The sequence below is a fragment of the Klebsiella sp. GL120222-02 genome (genome assembly GCF_003097195.1).
Lineage (GTDB): Bacteria > Pseudomonadota > Gammaproteobacteria > Enterobacterales > Enterobacteriaceae > Klebsiella > Klebsiella variicola.
The window spans coordinates 628270-647316 of record NZ_QEQO01000001.1 but is presented as its reverse complement, the minus strand read 5'-3'; the positions used below and the strand labels follow the sequence as shown (position 1 = coordinate 647316).

The following is a 19047-nucleotide window of genomic DNA, read 5'->3' as shown; positions in this document are numbered from 1 at the left end:
AGGGATCCATCAATGGCCAAAGGCGCTTACTGGCTGACGGCTTCAGCGGGACAGCGTCGAACATTCGCCCTTTATGTCATCTCTTAATAAACAAAAATTCCAGCGCCGTCCGTCACTGCGCAACTCGGTGATGCTGAGCGGGTGAACGTCGATACGTGCAAATGAGTGAAGTGGGGCGCCGAGAACGTTGAGGATCATGGCACGGATAGTGGAGGCCGAGGCAATTACACCGTGTCGGCCTGGAATATCGACGTGTTTTGCCAGCCAACGGCCGCAGCGCGCCAGCAACTGAGCACGTGACTCTCCGCCCGGCGGCGGATCGCCCTCCAGCCAGGCCAGGAAAGCGTCGGCGTCTTGCGTCATCACCTCACGTACTGGCCGACCGGCCCAGATGCCGTAGTCGGGTTCCGCCAGCTCCATCACCGGGGTACCCTGTAAAGAGAGCGCTGCGGCAGTTTGTCGGGCGGCGGTCTCCGGGGAGATCCAGACGCGGTGACAACGGGCGACACGGCTTTGTAACTGACGCGCCCGCTGCCATTCCCGCGCCTCCAGAGGGTCATCACAGGGGAAATGTGAACCTCGGGACGCTGCCGTTTCTCCCTGACAAATCAACGTTAGCGACGCTCTCATGATGTTAACCGCGGCGGAAGGCTGGGCGCTGCACACCTGTCGCCGGCGTGCGTTCGGCTAAGGCACCGAACGCCACACCGATAACGCTCCAGAGCACCAGGTGCGTGCCGAAGGAGCTGATACGGAAACGCCATAGCAGGTCCGCCGGGAAGTGTTCGGGCACTTCGTTCACTGTCGGCATCAGGGCACAAACCACGAGCATCAGCGCCACCGCGAACAGCGTTGCCCACATCATCGCATTTCCTCTACCGAGGCGCGGTATTAGCTGATGTGATAACCACGCGGCCGCGATGACGATGCCGATGGAAAGCAACATCATGACGAAGTACAGTTCGGTACGATAGCCGATGGTCTCCGGGTTACCGACCGCGGGCGGATTGGGTGGGTATTTAAGACCAGGCATCAGGCTCATGACCAGAAAGCCGACCAGCGCCAGGCCTAACGCTAACAGACGCGGGTTCGATGGTCCGAAGCGCTGATAGCTAAAGGCCCAACTCAGCGCCAGACCGCCGCCCAGCGCTGCGCCGAACAGCACCATGCCGGCCATTAGCCCGATCCCGGACTGGGTTTGACGGCTAAACACCTCTTCTTCACCGCCGTCAGCCGACGCGCTGTGTTGGTGTGAATGAGCGGCCAGACTTTCTTCAATCCCGATAGCGCGATCGACCTGCGGCTCGCCGAAATGGTGTGCAAAGGCAAATGCCACCAGTCCAGCCAGAATGCCTGCTATCATCCCCTTGAATAATAGTTTCCCAATCATGTCCGCCTCCTTAGTGGCAGGGAAAACCCAGCAGATGTCGTGCGTCGTGGAAGAATTCATGCACCTGGGTGCCGGAAAACATCGACGTCGCACCTTGTTCCGCACCGACGAAATAGATCGCTAACAGTGCCAGCAGGGTGGTAAACAGTGCCCAGGGCAACAGCGCCGCGACCGGTATCGGAGTGGCCGGGGTGTTGGTGGTAAGGGTGATATCGCTCATGATGTGACTCCGTTGTTAATTTGGCTGATGGAAGATTGTGCCGGGCTCACCGTGACCGGAACGCCGAGTGGAAGCGAGTGGTGGTTATGCGCCGGCGGACAGCTGGCATTGGCCAGGACGATCGGCTGACCATGCGGCGTGTTGATATACGCCAGTCGCCATTCCTGGGTCCGTCGGCCAATGTCATCCGGTGCGGTCAGGTGGAGGGCGGTGATCATGTTCTCCATTGCTGTCGCCCACTGGCGATAGTAGGCATCGTTCACACTTTCGCCGGGCTGCGCCGGAGCCGCCTTGATCGCTTCGCTGAACGTCCGTACCCATTCTGCCCACGGGAACAGCCCCGCCCGGTGCAGATGGACGATCAGGGAGAAGGCTTTCGCCTGCCAGGGCTTATCAAAAACCGGCCCCTCCTCGTCGCTGGGTAACCCGACGGCGGCGTAATCATGCTGTGTCGCAATGCTCATGCTTCCTCCAGATAGTCGTCCCACAGATCGATGTACACGTTGTCCGGGCGCGGCGTGCCCCACAGTTCCAGCGCGGTGAAGCTGACGCTGTAGACGTGCTGAGGATGTTCGCCCAGACCGTGCGCGGCAGTATCCGGCGTGATGAACACGCCATGATCGGTCTCAATACGGCCGATTTTCCCGCGCACGTAACGCGGCAGGCGGGTGTGGGTGGTTGGGTTGATGTTTTTTGCCCGAACCCGGTCTCCGGCCTTAAAGCGGGGAGCAATATCGTGACTGACGCGCGCGGAGGCGCCGGTACTGACAACCATCGCCACGATGTCCTGCGTCAGCACCGGCGTGCCCGGCGCGCAGGGGGCAGGGGTCGAGCCACCCCAGAGTTCATCGGCGGTGATCACCCCTTTTTCCAGCAGCAGCGTTTCAAATGCGTGCAACCAGTGCTCGTAGTAGCTCGCCTCCAGGTAGTGGGCTGGATCCATGCGTTCAATGGCGTGGCGGAATTCATCCACATTGAAATGTCCGCCGACGAACAGCGAGGCGAACAGCGGAAATACCCGGCGCTCCCATTCATGATGGAAATACGGCTCATTTTCCTCGTTGAGGATCGGCCCTAGGCCGTGCATACCGCCCAGATCATGTATCCCGTTCATGGTTTTCTCCTCTTATTATGGCGCGGCGACCAGGCCGGTGCCGATCATGGAATCGCGGGTGACCAGTTCGATCAGCTGCGCTTCGCTCCAGCCGTCGGTACCCGCCGGACGTTCTGGCAGGACCAGATAGCGCAGTTCCGCGCTGCTGTCCCAGACGCGCACCTCTTTACTTTCTGGAATGTTTACCCCGAATTCGGCCAGAACGCCGCGCGGGTCGATAACGATACGCGAACGATAGGGGGCCGATTTGTACCACACCGGTGGCAGACCCAGCACCGGCCAGGGGTAGCAGGAACATAATGTACAGACGGTCACGTTGTGCACGTCCGGCGTGTTCTCCACTACCTGCATGTCTTCACCCTGCACGCCGGAGAAACCCAGCTCGGCGATGGCGGCTGTGGCGTCCGCCAGCAGCCGACGTTTATACTCCGGATCACTCCACGCTTTAGCGACCACCTGCGCGCCGTTACGGGGGCCGACCTTGTGCTCATAAGTGTCAATCAATTCATCCAGTGCCGCCGGGTCAATCAGTCCTTTCTCCTGTAGCAGGGATTCCAGCGCCCGGACGCGTAGCTCGATGTCCGCCGGCGGTTCAGTATGGTCGTGGTCGTGTTGATGGCTCATTTTATGGTTCCCGATAGTTAAGGGCTAAAACATCCGCCAGTCGCCGGAAGCTTCAAATGCGGCGGCGGCCTGATAAAGGGTGCTTTCGGCGAAGTGGCGTCCTACCAACATCATTCCTACCGGTAAGCCGTCGACCAGCCCACAAGGGAGAGTCATTGCCGGATGGCCGGTAATATCCTGCGGCGCGGTATTGCCGATCATTTCAAATGCGCGGGAGATGTATTCGGTAATGGAGCAGTCAGGTTCCGGTAATGGCTGAGCGACAAGCGGTACAGTGGGCATCACCAGCAGGTCGAAGTCCGCCAGCGCCCGGTCATAGCCCGCACGCGCGCGACGCGCGATATTCTGCGCCTTGGCATAGTAGCGGCCATGGTAGCGTTCCAGCCCGTACTGGCCGACGAACATGCATATCTTCAGCGATGGGGAAAGCGCATCGGCGTTGTCACGCCACTGGGCGTGCTTGTCCAGCAGCGCTACGTCATATTGTCCTTTCCAGTTAAAGCCCATGCCGTTGCCATGCATCATCTGCGCGGTCAGTCCCTCGCAGCCGATAGGGGACCAGAGCGCCCCCGCCAGGCTATGCTCCGGTACCGAAATCTCGCCGACCGTCGCGCCCAATTCCTGCAGACGGGCGACGGCAGCGCGAACTTTCTCCGCGACTCGCGCATCCAGGTTCGGCAACTGAAAACCTTCGGCCATAATGCCGATCTTTAAGCCACGGACTCCCTTACCGAGCGCCTCGGTATAGGCTTCCACTTTGGGAGCATACTGACGTGGGTCCAATCCGTCCGCGCCGGCAATGACCTCAAGGACTAAGGCATTGTCTTTTACGCTGCGGGTCATCGGCCCGGTATGGTCGAAAGTGGCTTCGATCGGCATGATGCCGGTATAAGGCACCAGACCGTGGGTCGGTTTCAGGCCATAGAGGCCACACCATGCGGCGGGAATACGCGCAGAGCCCCCTTGATCGCCACCCATGGCCAAATCGACTTCCCCGGAAGCGACCAAAGCGGCGCTGCCAGAAGATGAGCCACCGGCCGAGTAGCCGCGGCGCAACGGGTTATGCACGGGCGCCGGATCGGAGGTATGGCTGCCTCCCGACAAGCAGAAGTGCTCGCAGGTGGCTTTGCCGAGAATAGTCGCGCCGGCATCCAGCAGTCGGGTGGCAACGGTGGCGTCGTAGAGGGGGACGAAGCCTTCCAGCGTCGAGGCGCCGTTCATCATTGGTACGCCAGCCAGCGCGATGTTGTCCTTGAGCACCACGGTGCGGCCGGCCAGTTTACCGGTTGCTGCACCTGTCACCTCGGTCTTGTAATACCAGGCATTAAGCGGATTTTCGTCGCCTTCAGGACGATAGCCGGCGGCGCGTGGGTAGTGCACCGCGGGGATCTCGTCGGGCAGGGCGTCGATGAGATCATAGGCGTCGAAATTGGCCTGCATCAGCGCCAGATATTCTTCGGCTTGTGCAGGCGTCAATCGTATGTTTAGCCGACTGGCGAGCGCTTGCAGCTGTTCAATGGTAGGACGTTCAATAGCCATGGAGTTCCCTTTATATGGTGTTTGCCAATGCAACCTGCCTTCAACATAAGCCCGAAATGTCATCACTACATGGTTGTGCAGGTCAGTCATTTGGCTGAGACGGACACCCGCCTGTTGCGCGGATGTCCTTCCTCGGTTAAGACGGTTTATCTGTTTTCGGCCAGTGAATGCCGACGCTTTTCATCCCTTTGGTGACGTCCATGTCAGGGTGCGCGAGTACCACATCCCGGTATGAAGGGCTGCCGATGACGGCGGGTTTGAACTGGGTCAGGAATGCGGTAACCTCTTCACGGATATCCTGCGGAACGTTGAAGTTCTCGTAGCATTCATCAATAGCCTCGAATACGGCTTTCCAGTGCACTTCGGTCAGCCCCATTCCGCGGTGCGCGGTCACCATATCTCGTCCCCGGTAGACCGTGTTGCCGCCCCAGTGCTTGCACAGAAAATCGACAAAGTTGATATGCTCTTTCTGGAACGACGATTCGGATACGTGCGCCCAGATATGGCCGATATCGGGATGTTTCATACAGGTCTTCAACACTTCTCCTGCGAAAGCGTAAACGGCGTCATAACCACCGAGACGTTCATAAAGTGTGGGTTTTTGCTGCTGATCGGTCATGATGGATTTCTCCGTTGCGGGTGAGTAGTGAGTCTGGGGATGTCTCTGTGCCGATTCGCATCAGAACAGTTTCATCACGCGCAGGGTGGTATGTAGATCTTCCTTAAAACCGCCATCGACGTTGAGGTCGCGCTGGAGCAGACCCTGTACCTGCACCGTGGGGGTGACGAATTTCGATAATTCCAGCCTGACCTGATCGACGCGCGTCGCCTGTCCGTTCTCGATACCGTCAAGCTGCTGTTTGCCGCCCCAGTATTGGGAATAACCGGCGGCCAGGGTCCAGCTCTTATCGGCGGGCGGCGTCCAGGTCACCCAGCCCTGAAACTGATAGGTGTTGTCCTGCTTGAGTCGACCGGTGCCGATGCCCGAGGCGTCGTCGTTGACGCCATACCACATCACGTCCGTGGAAAGTTGGGTGGCGAAACCGTTACCCAGCTGCTGCACGCCGCCGAGCTGAAGGTCGAACTTCCAGCGATTTTCACCGACGTTTAGCGTGCGTCCGGCGTCGTAGGAGCCCGCGGGGAGGTACAGGTAAGGCACAATGGCAAAGGTTGTGCTGGGGTTGTTGACCAGCCAGACCGGCGCGGCAAGGATGGGATCGCCCAGGCCGCTGGCTGAATCAAGTCGAACGCCGTTTAGTGAGCCATTGTAAAGGCGTCCGTAAGGCAGCAGCACTTGCGGCGCAACCGTAAAGCCACCGACGTCCATGTAGTGAACGTAACGAAAGATGCTGACGAAGGAGTCGAGCCCGGTCTCTTGCTTAAGTTCACCGCCCCCGGTGGGGGTGAAGCTATCTCTCGTCGCGTAGGTGAAATATCCCAGAACGGCATCGGTGCCGGCGGGGGCGGGAATGAGGTCCTGCGAATTGAGATCGACCGCATGGGCCGGGCCGGTTGCCAGCCACAGTGTGCAGGCGGCCAGGCTGGTGCGAAACGTAGCGTTACTGAAAGTCATGACGTTCCCCCTCTTGTCTGATGTCGTGTTATGTCCGGAGCACGGTGTGGCCGGAAGACCTTACGCTTACTGATACTAGGGAGAAATTTGCGGCGTACTTGCTTCAGCAGGACAGTCGTTTGGCTGGAAGGGACATTCGGTTGCGGGCCTGCCCCTCGTCGTGTGATGGTCCGCCATAGTGCAGACGCCGCACGTTTAGGGTGCGGTTCCACGTTTTGTCGTTCCGCTATTCGACGCCCTATATGCCAGCAGAAAAGGGGGGGCGCGGATTTTCAGTGATAGTTCCCGGTAACTTAGCGCCGATCGGCGTAACTGAAAGAGGGTGTATTAGCTCGTTGGCATGATAGTTGCTGTCTGCGGAAACGTTTCTGTCGTTTTGGCGGAATTCCCGGCGCGAGGTGAATGATGATGAATAGCATGCAGTCTGCGGGCAGTCTCCACTATTCAACCGTTGGCGTTACCGAGTCGCGCCGCTTCGAGTACTGGAACGACGTAGTGTTACGCCACTGTATTCCAGCCGCCAGCGCCCCTCTGGCTGGGGTCGACTTTGATGCACGGCTGACGGTACGTGGAGTGGGTCTGGTGGATATGTGTTCACTGTCCGCGCCGCTACACAGTTGGGATCGCACGGCCCGTTATTTGCGCCAGGGCCCCGACGACGATCTGTGGTTGGGGTATATGCAGGATGGATACGGTCAGCTTGAACAGGGGGGACGCAAGGCGACGCTGGCAGCGGACAGTCTGGTGCTCTACGATGCCGCCCAGACATTCCGCTTCAGTCTTGGCGGGCGCGATAATCATTTGGTGCGGATCCCCCGCCATTTGCTGAGCTGTCATTTACCGGGGGTCGAACACCTCACCGCGATGGTGCTCGACGACCGCCGCCCGGGCGTGATCCCATTGCGCGAAATGCTGCGTCAGGCGGCAGCGATGCCCGCCTGTCTGAACACAGCAGATATCTCCGGCCGCTTCTCCCAGACGTTGCTGGATCTACTGGTACTGAGCCTGGAGCTACAGGACCTGAACAACGTTGGTGTTGAGCGCGATCTGTATTCCCGGATGATGAACTACATCCGGCGGCAACTTGTCGATCCCGATTTGAACATCGAAAGCCTGGCACGGGCGCACCACGTTTCCGTTCGCACCGTCACGCGTGCTTTCGCCCGCCATAAAAAAACGCCGATGGCAGTGATTTGGCAGGAGAGGCTGCAGGCGAGCCGAGAGGCTATCGAACGCGGACGAGTCAGTAGCGTGTCCCAGGCGGCGCTGGATTTCGGCTTCTCTGATTTCTCTCATTTCAGCCATGCCTTCCGCAAAGCCTTCGGCATTTCTCCTCGTTCTCTGCTGCCGAAGAAGCAGTAAAATTAGGTCTCCTGTTATCCACGCGTTGCGGCAGCAGGTGGATGACACTATGGAGCAAGTTCTTTGTCTTGCAGCGAATAACCTGGCAGACCCCTGAGGCGAGGATACGACGGCACGCTACTCATTTTTCACGAGTCTCGCCTGAGGGCGTCATTCTCAGGTGTAACAACAGGCTAAACGATGCCGGTAAAACGGTCAGTGTAACCAGCGTGGCAACCAGTAGTCCCCCGATAATCGCATAGGCCATCGGTCCCCAGAATACCTGATGAGAGATGGGGATCATTCCCAGAATGGCGGCACAGGCAGTCAGGCAGATGGGGCGCGCACGATGCTCTGCGGCCGCAATAATGGCGGCATCGCTCGCCATTCCCTGAGCAAGATTGCTATCAACCTCGCTAATCAGTATGACGGCGTTACGAATGATCATGCCAGCGAGCGCAATCACGCCAAGCAGAGCGACAAATCCCATTGGTGTTCCGCCAGGCAACATAGCCAGCACGATACCCGGTAAACCAAACGGGGCCATCAGTATAGCCAACGCCATACGGGAATAGTTGCGCAACTGGAGCATCAACAGCAAGAGCATGATGACCAGTGTCACCGGCAGAATCGCATAGACCGAACTATTACCTTTTTCAGACTCAGCAACCGCGCCCCCTTCTTCAATGCTGTAGCCTTCAGGCAGTTCCGCGCGCAACCTGTCTACCGCAGGTCGCAACGCTGCGGATACTGCTTCGGCGCGAAGTCCCGGGGCGAGGTCAGTTTGCACGGTGATGAAAGGCAAACGCTGTCGACGCCAGATAACCGGATCATCCACGCCCCAGACTGGCGTGGCAAAGGCGCTGAGGGGAATTTGTTTACCGTCATTCCCCTGAATAGTCAGCGAAGAGAAGGTGGCAAGGTTAAGACGCTCATTGTCCCTGGCCCGGAGCACCACATCGACAAGGCGGTCATTATCGCGAACCGACGTGACTATACTGCCGGACCAGACGGTATTGAGCATCCGGGCCAGACTTTCTGACGACACGCCCGCAGCCCGGGCTGCGGTCTGATTGACCTTGAGGGTAATGACTCTCTCCGGTTCGCCTGCCGTCTGATTAACCTCGCGAGAGGAGGGGGACCGGCCAATGACATCGCTCAGGCGGTTCGCGATCGACCTGACCTTCAGATAATCTGGCCCACTCACCCGGTATTTGACTGGCCAGCCGACGGGAGGCCCAAGTTCCAGGGGCGATACGCGCGTGATGATGTCGCTAAAGCGCGTAGCCAGTATCCTGTTTAACTGCCGATGAAGACGATCCCGCGCTTTAAGATCTTTAGCCACCACCACCATCTGGGCGATATTTTCATTTGCCAGAAGCACATCCATAGGCAGGTAAAAACGGATCGCTCCCGACCCAACGTATGTCGAAAAGCGCTCAACGTTGCGGTTGCCTGCCAGGGCCTTCTCCAGCTTTTCAGCCGTATTTTGCGTTTCCGACTGCGAGGCATTTGCCGGTAGCGTCAGGCTTACCAGCAATTCTGGCCTGTCGGAGGCGGGGAAAAACTCCCCCTGCATAAAGGTTGTTCCGTAAACGGACAGACCAAGCGCAATGAGAGCAAGACACACGGTGGCGAAGCGGTGACGCAACGCCTTGCGCAGTAGCCACTGGTATCCGCGGGCCATCCGTCCAGGACCTTTCGCCTTCTGTCTGATGTTGTCAGATAACAGCCACGTCCCGGTTAACGGTGAAAACAGGATCGCGACAACCCATGAGCACAGCAGGGCGATGAGCACCACGGCAAACAGGGAAAAGCAATATTCACCGGCGCTGGACGCAGCAAATCCCACGGGAATAAACCCGGCAATCATCACAAGGGTGCCCGTCAGCATCGGAAATGCGGTCGTTTTAAAAGCCCGGGTCGCCGCCTGCCGGCGGGAATCCCCGGCTTCCAGACCAGAGACCATGGTTTCCACGGTGATCATGGCGTCATCGACCAGCAGACCCAGCGCGATAATCAATGCGCCGAGAGAAATACGCTGCAGACCTATTCCTGCCAGCATCATTCCCGTAAAGGTCATGGCCAGAACCAGTGGGATGGCCGCAGCCACTACCAGTCCGGCTCGTAAACCCAGAGAGACAAACGAAACGGCCAGGACGATCGCCACGGCTTCGATAAGCACCCGGATAAACCCGCTTACGGCGTCGCTGACCACCGCTGATTGATCGGCAACCTTGACCATCTCAATACCGTGCGGCAGCGTGACGCTGATGGCCTGCATTTTTGCATTCAGCGCGGCGCCGAAACGCAGCATATTACCGGTCGGCGCCATCGAGATAGCCAGCCCGATGGCGGGTTTGCCGTTGACCCGGTAAACCGGCTGGGGAGGCTCGGCGTTTTCCCGACTAACGGTGGCAATATCCGTCAGAGGAAGGTAACGATCGTTAATATGCAGCGTGACGGCACGTAAGCTCGCTTCAGAAGTCAGTTCCCCGCTGACCTTTATCGCCATATTTTCCTGTCCGGTGCGGATCATACCTGCCGGGACAACCGCATTTTGTGCTCTGAGGGCATCCGCTACCTGCTGGATGTTCAACCCCATACCTGCCAGACGCGCTGGAGAAAAAGAGAGGACTATCTGTTCCTGCTGCTCACCCAGCAGGCTGGTTTTTCCGATATCCGGTAACGACATGAGTTCCCGGCGGATTGTCTCAACACGGTCCCGGACCTCCCGCAGGGTATAGCCCTCAGGTATAAAGCCATAGATCGTACCGTACGTGTCATCAAACTCGTCGTCGACGGCGGGGCCCTGAACGCCTTCTGGCAAAGAGGGGGCAATATCCTGCATTTTCTTACGTACCTGATACCAGATATCCGGCACCTTTTGCGGCGGGGTATCGTCACGAAGATTGACATGAATAACGGAGCTCCCGGCGCGGGTCTCACTTTCGAGATAATCAAGCCAGGGGGTTTCCTGCAGCTTTTTTTCCAGCGTATCGGTCAGCAGTCGGGTGGTATCCGTTACGGATGCCCCGGGCCATTGCGCAGAAACAACGGCCGTTTTAATCGTAAACGCCGGATCTTCGTTACGTGGCAGGTTCTCATAACAGAACGCGCCCATAGCAATGATCAGCAGCATGAAGAAACTGACCATCTGCTGATGATTTAGCGCCCAGGAGGACAGGTTAAATTTCTCATTCAATACGGGTTTCATGATTCGCACTCCCCGGCAATTACCGGCTCGCCGGAGCGTAATTTACTCACGCCGGCGGTAATCACCCGGTCGCCTGGTTCAAGGCCGCCGGAGATAATAACCGTGGTGGCGGTATAGTATGCTGGTACCACCACGCGAAGCTGCGCCTGCGACTGTGGGTTAATCACATAAACCGCCGGTTTGTCGTCGACGCGGCTCAGCGCTGAAGCGGGAAGGGCGTATCCATGCGGACCCGTTGCGGGTAACGTGACGGTGACGCTGGCGCCCAGCGCCATTGCCAGCGGTGGGTTTTGCAGGGTAGCCCTGACGCGCCATGTGCGGGTCTGAGGATCGGCCTGCGGGCTAATATCTCTTACCGCGGCGGACGCTTGCACCGACGGGTCGCTGAGGAGGGAAACTCGCAAGCCAGCCTGTTCCTGTGGCGGGATCGCCTCGGGTTTAGCGATATCAAACACCACATCGCGGGCTTCACCGGTCGCCAGCGTCAATACCGACTGACCACCATTGACCACCTGACCCGCAGAGGCGCTTACTTCGGTGATCACGCCGCTTCGCGGCGCAATCAGACGCGTCCAGCCAAGGCTTTCCCGGGCATTACGCAACGCGGACTCGCTGTTTTTTAAACGCGCGCGGGCGACAAGCCAGTCTGCGCGGGCGGTATCGAGCTGCGTGCGGGCAATCGCGCCTGTTGGCATAAGCTTTTGCATTCGGTTGACGTTAAGTGCAGCAACCTGAGCAGAGGCTTTGGCTCCTTCATAATCAGCCTGTGCGCCATCGAGCTGATTCTGACTGGTTGTATTTTCAAGCGTGGCCAGCAGTTGCCCTGCATTGACTCGATCGCCAATATCGACGCTACGCGTCACTATCCGGCCGCCGGTACGAAAGCTCAGAATCGTTTCATCGTGCGCATGGATCTCTCCGGTTCTTTCCAGCGCGGGAAGGGTTTGCGCTGAGCCAACAACAACGTAGCGCACCGTTCGCACAGGATCAGTCGTATTACCCTGGTTGTCCCCGCATCCGGGCAGCAGAAAAATCACTACCGAAAGAATGGTCAGGGGGAGAAAGTGCAGCCAGGAAAGGGTGCGCGCCACGTCGTACAAATGGTGCAGACTGTGGCGGAGGGAGAGTAAAAATTCATCTGACATAACGCCGCTCCATAAAGGTGATGGCGTTATTAAATGCGCGCTTAGTCGAGAAAGATTCGACGTTTCGTCAAGGTATTATCAAGAGCGGCTATTTTCCATCTCAGACGACGTCCAGGGTAACAAAAGGGTGACTGCGAGTCCGCCGGTTTCAGGTAACGACGCGCTGATACTGCCACCATGGGCCTGACAAATCGCGCGAGCAATCGACAAACCGAGACCGCTGCCGCCGGAGTGGCGGGCACGAGACTGCTCCTCCCGGCTAAAACGGTTGAACATTTCCGGCAGGAACTGGGAGGATACCCCCGGGCCGTCATCGCGAAATTCGAGGCAATATTGCCCGCTGGCGTAGTGCAGCGTGACATCAAGATGGCCGCCATCACGCCCGTAACGGAGGGCATTTTCCATAAGAATGGTGAAAACCTGGCCCATACGGAACGTATCGCCTTTGAAGGGACACACCTGAGAATGATGAAGCCTGATGGCAAAACGATGTGCATCAGCCTGGGGCATGATCCATGTCGCCCGTTCCTTAAGCAGCTCATCCAGACGAAAGGGTTCGTTTTCCAGAACCAAATTCCCGGCATCAGACAGCGAGAGCAGATGAAGTTCATCGGTCAGGCGATTCAGGTGCTGAAGCTGTTTCATTACCATGGCCAGTTGTTCCGGGCTGGCATCAAACACGCCATCCAGCATGCCCTGCAAACGTCCGATAGCGGCAGTCAGGGGGGAGCGAAGCTCATGCGCCATGGCCACATGAGAGGTACGTAACTCTTTTTCATAGCGGGCCAGTTTTACCGTCATGGTGTTAAAGTCACTGGCAAAGCTGACCATTTCAGCCGGCGCATTCCTGATGAGCTCTGCCTGGCGGCCAAATTGCCCTTCGGCGACGTCCTTTGCCGCATCACGCAGTCGGCTGAACTGCAGCGCCAGTGGCCTGGCATATCGCAATCCCATCACCACAATAAAAGGGATCATGACCAGGACCAGTAACGCCACGGTGACCCAGTCCGCCGAGGCGATGGATGGGGTTGAATAACTCAACCCCCACCAGGTATCGACGATTTGATGGAAGCGCGCCGGGTTCGCCTGCGGGTTCTGGCTGAGCGCAAGAAACTCTTGTCGGACCGATGCCGGCATTCTGCCTATGTTCCAGTAATTCTGCACCGCATAACGTAGCCACATACAGGTCGCAATGACAATTACGCTTCCGATGGCCAGCGCTAATATACGTGCGCAAATCCAGCGCCACAGGGAGGAGTAGCGGGTTTTTGTCATGGTTGTCTGAACCTGTAGCCTACGCCGCGAACGTTAACCAGCACGCCGGAAATACCCGCCGCCTCGAGTTTTTTACGCAGGTTATAAATATGGGTATCCACCACGCGCTCCAGGGCTTCACTTTCCGGCAAACAGTGCTCAAGTAAATGCTGGCGGGAAAAAGGACGTGAAGGAGAGCGCATAAGCGTGGTCAGTAGTGAAAATTCGGTTGGGGTCAGATCCAACGTGCGCGGTGTGGTGTCCCCGTCGACAATGCTCGCCACGATGGCCGTAACATTCACTTCAAGCGATTGCCAGCGAAGGATCTCTTCCTTTGTTTCTGTTTGATTGCTGCGGCGCAGTACCGCCTGCACCCGAGCCACAACTTCTCCCGGATGGTAAGGCTTAACAACATAATCATCAGCGCCATAGCGCAAGGCGCCAATACGATCGGGAGTATCTCCCATGGCGGTCACCATGATCACCGGAACATCATTTTTACGGCGCAGGCCAGCCAGGACTTCGGTGCCGTTAAGCCCCGGAAGCATCACATCCAGCAGGATCAGATCGGGTTTCCACCGGTGCGCCATATCCAGCCCGGAAAGACCGTCTCCGGTAATGACGACATCGTAATTTTCACGGCGTAAATAGGCTTCGAGCACGCCAGCCGCATCGGCGTCATCTTCAATAATCAGCACTCTTCTGGACAACATCCGTTCACCTTGACCGTTTCTTAACACTATCCCGACGATTCATTGATTTTGCCAAATCATACTGCGCCAACATTTTGTGGCGGCTCCTGCCTCAGGAGAAGCCGGCGTCTGTGAGGAGAACAGTATGATAGCGATAAAAAAAGCCCTGTATATGACCGTACCGCTTTTGACGGCCATGACATCCTGCGTACAAGCAAATGATGACACTTCCTCCGGCACCTTCACCATTGGGCTGGGAGGCCACTACACTCCGCGATATTCAGGCTCAGACAAGCAGGTATGGCAGGTGGTTCCTGTACTTCAGGGGCGTAACGGCGCATTTTTTATTGATACGCAGAAAGGGGTGGGATATGACCTGCAGAACGCCAGCGGCTGGTACTTCGAACATACGCTGGGATACGATCTGGGAAGGGCGGATAAAAACGCCAGCTGGCGGGCAGGGGCAAATAATCTGAAAGGGATGGGAGACATTGACGTCTCCCTGAACACGGCCCTTGCCGTCGGCTGGCAGGCGCTTTCGTGGCTCAGCGTTGAAGGTAAAGCGACGCTGCCTTTAACGGACAGCCAGGGGGTAAGCTACCGGGCATCCTTGACGTTGCTCCCTGTACAAACTGACCATGACACGGTCGCCTTTCAGACGGCGGCCCTGTTTGGCGACAACCGTTACCTGAATACCTGGTATGGGGTGGATCCGCAGCAGAGCCAGCACTCAGGTTATAGCCGCTATTCAGCACCGGGGGGATTTTATGGCATAGACAACAGTCTGACCTGGAGTCACCAGTTTGATGCCCACTGGGGCACGCTCCTGAGCGCTGACTATACCTGGCTTGGGGAGCATGCAAATGAGAGCCCGATCGTGTTACGACGTAACGAGGCGGCATTGACAGCAGCTGTCATCTGGACATTTTAGGGCGGAGAAAGCGCGGCGTGCGGTTTGTCGGGTTAGCATTGAGTGGGTCGCCATTGTTTGGCAGAAACGGAACCCACTCTTTCCGAGCCTTCAGATTTTTACATCCATCGGAATCCAGTGCTCTCGACAGTAAAATTTATTCTTTGAGTTTGTCGTGTTGACTTATTCTGTAAAAAGATTACTTTTCATGACATGAAAAAGATACTTATTATTGTACCCGATGGCGGCATGCTGTTTGAATCCGCCGGTATTGCTGACATTTTGATGCAGGCCAACCGCCTGCACCCGGAAGGTGCCCGGGAAATCTGCTACCAGGTCAAGCTAGCGACAACTCAACCGCATCAGGTTATCCATGGTCAGTCCGGTTTAAATCTTCTGGCCGATCATCGCCTGCATGAGATTGACCCGCGTGAACCCCGCGATACCATCATGATTACCGGCAGAGGTCAAAACCCGCAGGAAGGGATGGCGGTGGTTGACTGGCTGCGCCTTGCCGCTCCCCATGCCCGCCGCATAGCCTCCATTTGCGGCGGTGCGATGCTGCTGGCGCAAACCGGACTGCTGGACGGCAGACGGGCCACTACCCACTGGAAACTGCTGGAAACCATGCAGGCGGAATTCCCGCAGGTCCGCGTCGAGGGCGGGCCGCTCTATATTCAGGACGAACATATCTGGACCTCTGGCGGGGTCAGTTCCGGCTTTGATCTTACGCTGGCGCTGGTTGAAGAAGATTACGGCTTCAGCCTGGCGCGCGATATTGCCCAGGACTTCGTCATGTATCTGCGTCGCCCCGGAGGCCAGCTACAGTTTAGCCGCTATAACCTGCAGCAGACCACCTCACAGGGGCCGATTAACGATCTGCTGGCGTGGTTGCTCGAAAACCTCACCGCCGACCTCAGCGTAGATAAGCTGGCGGAAAAAGTCGCCATGAGTCCGCGAAATTTCACCCGCGTCTTTACCCGGGAAACCGGCGCTTCCCCGGCGCGCTACGTCGCGGAAGCCCGCCTGGCCGCCGCACGGCAGCGTTTGGAGCAGACTAACGAGACGCTGGATCGTATCGCCGAGCAAACGGGATTTGGCAGTAGCATTAACCTGCGACGATTGTTTGAAAAACAGCTTAACCTCACTCCAGGTGAATATCGTCAACGATTTCACTGCCGTAAAATGGCGTAAAGTGATCCTTTTTTGTCATTTACGCCAAAACCTATCCGTCCTAATCTGACTCCAGAGATAATAGATAAGGAGTTAATTATGGTAAAGGTCGGTATTAACGGTTTTGGCCGTATCGGACGCAATGTACTGCGCGCAGCACTGGATAATCCGGATATTCAAATTGTGGCAATCAACGATTTGACGGACAGCAAAACGCTGGCGCATCTGCTGAAATATGACTCGCTGCTCGGTAAGCTGGATGCAGAGGTCACCGCTGGTGAAGGGGGGCTTGTTGTTGATGGTAAACCCATTACCGTATTCAGTGAACGCAACCCGGCGAGTATTCCGTGGCGTCAGCGTGAAGTTGACATCGTTATTTAGGCTACAGGATTATTCACTGACCGTGAAAAGGCGGCTGTACATATCCACAGCGGTGGCGCGAAGCGCGTGATTATCTCTGCCCCTGGTAAAAACGATGATTTAACCATTGTGATGGGCGTTAATGAGAGTCTCTACTCCCCGGATAAACACTACGTGATAAGCAACGGAAGCTGCACCACCAATGGTCTTGCACCTGCTGCGCAGGTCCTGCACCAGCATTTCGGTATTAAACATGGTCTGATGAACACCACCCATGCCTACACCAACAGTCAGGCGCTGCACGATCAGCCGGAAAAAGATCTGCGCGGGGCTCGCGCCGCAGCATTGTCGATTGTTCCTTACTCCAGCGGCGCAGCGAAGGCTCTGGGTAAAGTTATTCCTGAGCTGGATGGCCGTTTAACGGGCTACTCGCTACGCGTCCCTGTGCCGGTGGTGTCCATTGTTGACCTGACCGTCACGCTTGAGCGAGATGTGACGGTCGAAGAGGTGAACAATGCTTTTCGCGAAGCCGCCGCAAAGGGACCTTTGAAAGGGATCCTGGGTTATAGCGATGAACCGCTCGTCTCCAGCGATTACCAGGGAGACCCACGCTCGTCGATTATCGACGGCCTATCAACGCTGGTGATTGGCGGTAATATGGTCAAAATTCTGGCGTGGTACGACAATGAATGGGGATTCTCTAATCGTCTCGTTGACCTGGCATTGATGATGGCAAAGCGTGAAAGCTAACCCACTGTGCGTTTTATTCATCTGTAAAAGTATACGCAATTCAGCTGGATGAATAGTGGCCACAAAGGATAACGAGTATCATTCATAGATTAAACATAACAAATCTATTTGACCGCGATATAAAAGCATAAATGCCCGAGAGAGCATTTATGCTTTCGGTGAAGAACGGAGTTGCGATATGTTGTGGCCAGGTGCTCCCTGGTGGTAGCTAATCAACGCAAACTATTAGATACAAGGGAAAGGGCAGTTGCGATAGAACCTGTCAACATGGAAGCCGGCTGCGTTGGGCGAAGGTGCTATTTATCTTCAGTACACCATTCAACTTCAGCTGGCGCTTCTGTTTATGGACGCGATTGGAACTCGCCATTCGAGTGCGTAAACGATGCTGGCGCCTTTTTGAGAATCACATCTGTGGCTGATAAAGGCCTGGTTGATACACAGGAGAAGAGGCTGTAGTGGGCGAAGTGATTGTTAAAAGCCATACGACGTTATTGAGTAAGACAATTCATTTAACATAATATACATTATGCGCACTCATATTGTGGTGGCTAAGTTGTTAGGTTTTCTCCTGGATAAGACTCGTAGATTCAGCATCGATAGATTCTGATGACGGCTCATGCGGCGGAGTTTTTTGCTTTGGATAAAGTTAACCGACTCAAAGTTATTAGGACGTTATCGTTCGGCGTCTGACTACACTTGATGGCCACACGGCGCCTGAGCATATCTGACAGCCTGTGCCGATGCCTTCTGTCGCGTTACCGTGAATCTGGCCCGCTGGGTATGGCTAGCCGTCGTCGTTGAAAACCCAGCAATAACCAACGACCTGATGGTCTTGCCCGGTACGTACTCAATATTATCCGCTTGAGATATCTGACAGACACTGCCGACGATTGTTGGAGCGCTATCGTGAACATGGGCCGCTTTCACTTGTTAACCGTCGTCGTGGCCAGCCTGGCAACCGGCAACTCATGCCGGGCCTCGCTGAACGAGCACTGCGTACTATCCGCGAACATTACGCTGATTTTGGTCCGACAGTACGCCAGCTGATGACACCGACTGGTTCAGGGAACCCTGGCAAGTTACGGCCGCGCGTACATCAATCACGCCTGCGTCGGGCCTGTACCCCAGAGCGCATCCAAATTGATGTCTGCGGGCATCACGGGTTCGAGTGATCGTAATACGCTTATCGCCCTCCTCCATTTGTCAATATGTGTGCTTTCTGTTGACCTAATTTGACAATTGGTGACCAGGCAGTAATTATCATGTTAATTACTGACCAGGCAGCTATCATGAATACCCCAATCGACTCTTCCCATAAAAACCTGCATCTGGGTTTGCTGTTCCATCTGGCAAACCAGTTTAAGGACCTGCTTATCGGCCATTACTTTGCCGACAGCGGCATTACCGCACCGCAATTTAAGGTATTGATTAATATATTTAAAGGTAACACCAGCCCGGCAGAAATCTGCAAGAGCCTGCAGATGGATACCGGGGCAATGAGCCGTATGGTTGCACGTATGGTGAAGAACGACCTGATCGAGCGCCGCCCGAATCCGCACGACAAGCGCCAGGTGATCCTGGCCCTTACGGCAAAAGGTCAGACGCTGTGCAATACGTTTCAGAATGAAGCACTGAATACCATCCTCGCGGACTTAACGGCGCGTCTGACGCCCGAAGAATCCCGGCAGCTCGCAGATATTCTTATCAAAATGCTGCCCGATGAATTCACGGCCCCCCATCGCTAA

Annotated in this window: 17 protein-coding genes and 2 pseudogenes; 6 read left to right on the top strand and 13 right to left on the bottom strand. The window is 56.4% G+C overall.

The annotated features are described in order from the left end of the window. Window positions 1-42: 42 nt before the first annotated feature. The 9 genes from N438_RS03200 to N438_RS03160 all read right to left on the bottom strand — a co-directional run bounded on the left by N438_RS03200 (window position 43) and on the right by N438_RS03160 (window position 6460). Complete coding sequence (locus N438_RS03200) at window positions 43-630, bottom strand: histidine phosphatase family protein (protein ID WP_023340136.1); 588 nt, start codon at window positions 628-630, stop codon at window positions 43-45. A 4-nt stretch (window positions 631-634) separates the two neighbouring features. Further along, entirely contained in the window at window positions 635-1390 is a 756-nt protein-coding gene (locus N438_RS03195) for a CbtA family protein (protein ID WP_016161021.1), read from the bottom strand. A gap of 10 nt (window positions 1391-1400) precedes the next feature. Then, a complete protein-coding gene (locus N438_RS03190; protein WP_008804893.1) occupies window positions 1401-1610 on the bottom strand; it encodes a CbtB-domain containing protein in 210 nt (69 codons plus the stop codon). Then, on the bottom strand, window positions 1607-2074 hold the full coding sequence (locus N438_RS03185) for a nitrile hydratase accessory protein (protein WP_116696073.1): 468 nt from the start codon (window positions 2072-2074) through the stop codon (window positions 1607-1609). The genes N438_RS03190 and N438_RS03185 overlap by 4 nt, the downstream gene beginning before the upstream one ends. Continuing rightward, a complete protein-coding gene (gene nthB, locus N438_RS03180; protein WP_012541728.1) occupies window positions 2071-2724 on the bottom strand; it encodes a nitrile hydratase subunit beta in 654 nt (217 codons plus the stop codon). The genes N438_RS03185 and nthB overlap by 4 nt, the downstream gene beginning before the upstream one ends. Window positions 2725-2739: 15 nt before the next feature. Continuing rightward, complete coding sequence (gene nthA, locus N438_RS03175) at window positions 2740-3348, bottom strand: nitrile hydratase subunit alpha (protein ID WP_008804890.1); 609 nt, start codon at window positions 3346-3348, stop codon at window positions 2740-2742. Between the two features lie 24 nt (window positions 3349-3372). Continuing rightward, window positions 3373-4887: an amidase gene (locus N438_RS03170; protein ID WP_012541727.1), complete on the bottom strand. Its 1515-nt coding sequence runs from the start codon at window positions 4885-4887 to the stop codon at window positions 3373-3375. A gap of 136 nt (window positions 4888-5023) precedes the next feature. Further along, complete coding sequence (locus tag N438_RS03165) at window positions 5024-5506, bottom strand: group 1 truncated hemoglobin (protein WP_008804888.1); 483 nt, start codon at window positions 5504-5506, stop codon at window positions 5024-5026. Window positions 5507-5566: 60 nt separating this feature from the next. Continuing rightward, window positions 5567-6460, bottom strand: coding sequence for a transporter (locus tag N438_RS03160; RefSeq protein WP_012541726.1), 894 nt, complete (start codon window positions 6458-6460; stop codon window positions 5567-5569). 408 nt (window positions 6461-6868) lie between these two features. On the opposite strand from N438_RS03160, the gene N438_RS03155 reads away from it, so the two are divergent. Beyond that, window positions 6869-7822 carry a helix-turn-helix domain-containing protein gene (locus tag N438_RS03155; RefSeq protein WP_032730996.1) on the top strand — a complete coding sequence of 318 codons (954 nt, stop codon included), beginning with the start codon at window positions 6869-6871 and terminating at the stop codon, window positions 7820-7822. Window positions 7823-7943: 121 nt separating this feature from the next. Here the strand turns inward: N438_RS03155 and N438_RS03150 are convergent, their stop codons facing one another. From N438_RS03150 to N438_RS03135, 4 genes are all read right to left on the bottom strand, one after another. Then, window positions 7944-11018 (bottom strand): efflux RND transporter permease subunit, encoded by a 3075-nt coding sequence (locus tag N438_RS03150; protein WP_116696072.1) that lies wholly within the window; start codon window positions 11016-11018, stop codon window positions 7944-7946. Beyond that, window positions 11015-12163 carry an efflux RND transporter periplasmic adaptor subunit gene (locus tag N438_RS03145; protein ID WP_022064719.1) on the bottom strand — a complete coding sequence of 383 codons (1149 nt, stop codon included), beginning with the start codon at window positions 12161-12163 and terminating at the stop codon, window positions 11015-11017. The genes N438_RS03150 and N438_RS03145 overlap by 4 nt, the downstream gene beginning before the upstream one ends. Window positions 12164-12241: 78 nt before the next feature. Then, window positions 12242-13438 carry an ATP-binding protein gene (locus tag N438_RS03140; protein ID WP_087498809.1) on the bottom strand — a complete coding sequence of 399 codons (1197 nt, stop codon included), beginning with the start codon at window positions 13436-13438 and terminating at the stop codon, window positions 12242-12244. Further along, the gene (locus N438_RS03135) at window positions 13435-14130 is read right to left on the bottom strand and encodes a response regulator (RefSeq protein WP_012968226.1); all 696 of its coding nucleotides are present in this window, start codon (window positions 14128-14130) and stop codon (window positions 13435-13437) included. The genes N438_RS03140 and N438_RS03135 overlap by 4 nt, the downstream gene beginning before the upstream one ends. Window positions 14131-14254: 124 nt before the next feature. Between N438_RS03135 and N438_RS03130 the strand changes: the two genes are divergently transcribed. The 5 genes and pseudogenes from N438_RS03130 to N438_RS03110 all read left to right on the top strand — a co-directional run bounded on the left by N438_RS03130 (window position 14255) and on the right by N438_RS03110 (window position 19047). Further along, the gene (locus tag N438_RS03130; RefSeq protein ID WP_116696071.1) at window positions 14255-15040 is read left to right on the top strand and encodes a MipA/OmpV family protein; all 786 of its coding nucleotides are present in this window, start codon (window positions 14255-14257) and stop codon (window positions 15038-15040) included. 192 nt (window positions 15041-15232) lie between these two features. Beyond that, window positions 15233-16213, top strand: coding sequence for a helix-turn-helix domain-containing protein (locus N438_RS03125; RefSeq protein ID WP_012541721.1), 981 nt, complete (start codon window positions 15233-15235; stop codon window positions 16211-16213). Window positions 16214-16291: 78 nt separating this feature from the next. Continuing rightward, a pseudogene (gap, locus tag N438_RS03120) lies at window positions 16292-17302 on the top strand (type I glyceraldehyde-3-phosphate dehydrogenase). 866 nt (window positions 17303-18168) lie between these two features. Further along, window positions 18169-18471: pseudogene (locus tag N438_RS28685) on the top strand (ISNCY family transposase); the annotation flags it as partial. Between the two features lie 120 nt (window positions 18472-18591). Continuing rightward, window positions 18592-19047 carry a MarR family transcriptional regulator gene (locus N438_RS03110; RefSeq protein ID WP_012541719.1) on the top strand — a complete coding sequence of 152 codons (456 nt, stop codon included), beginning with the start codon at window positions 18592-18594 and terminating at the stop codon, window positions 19045-19047.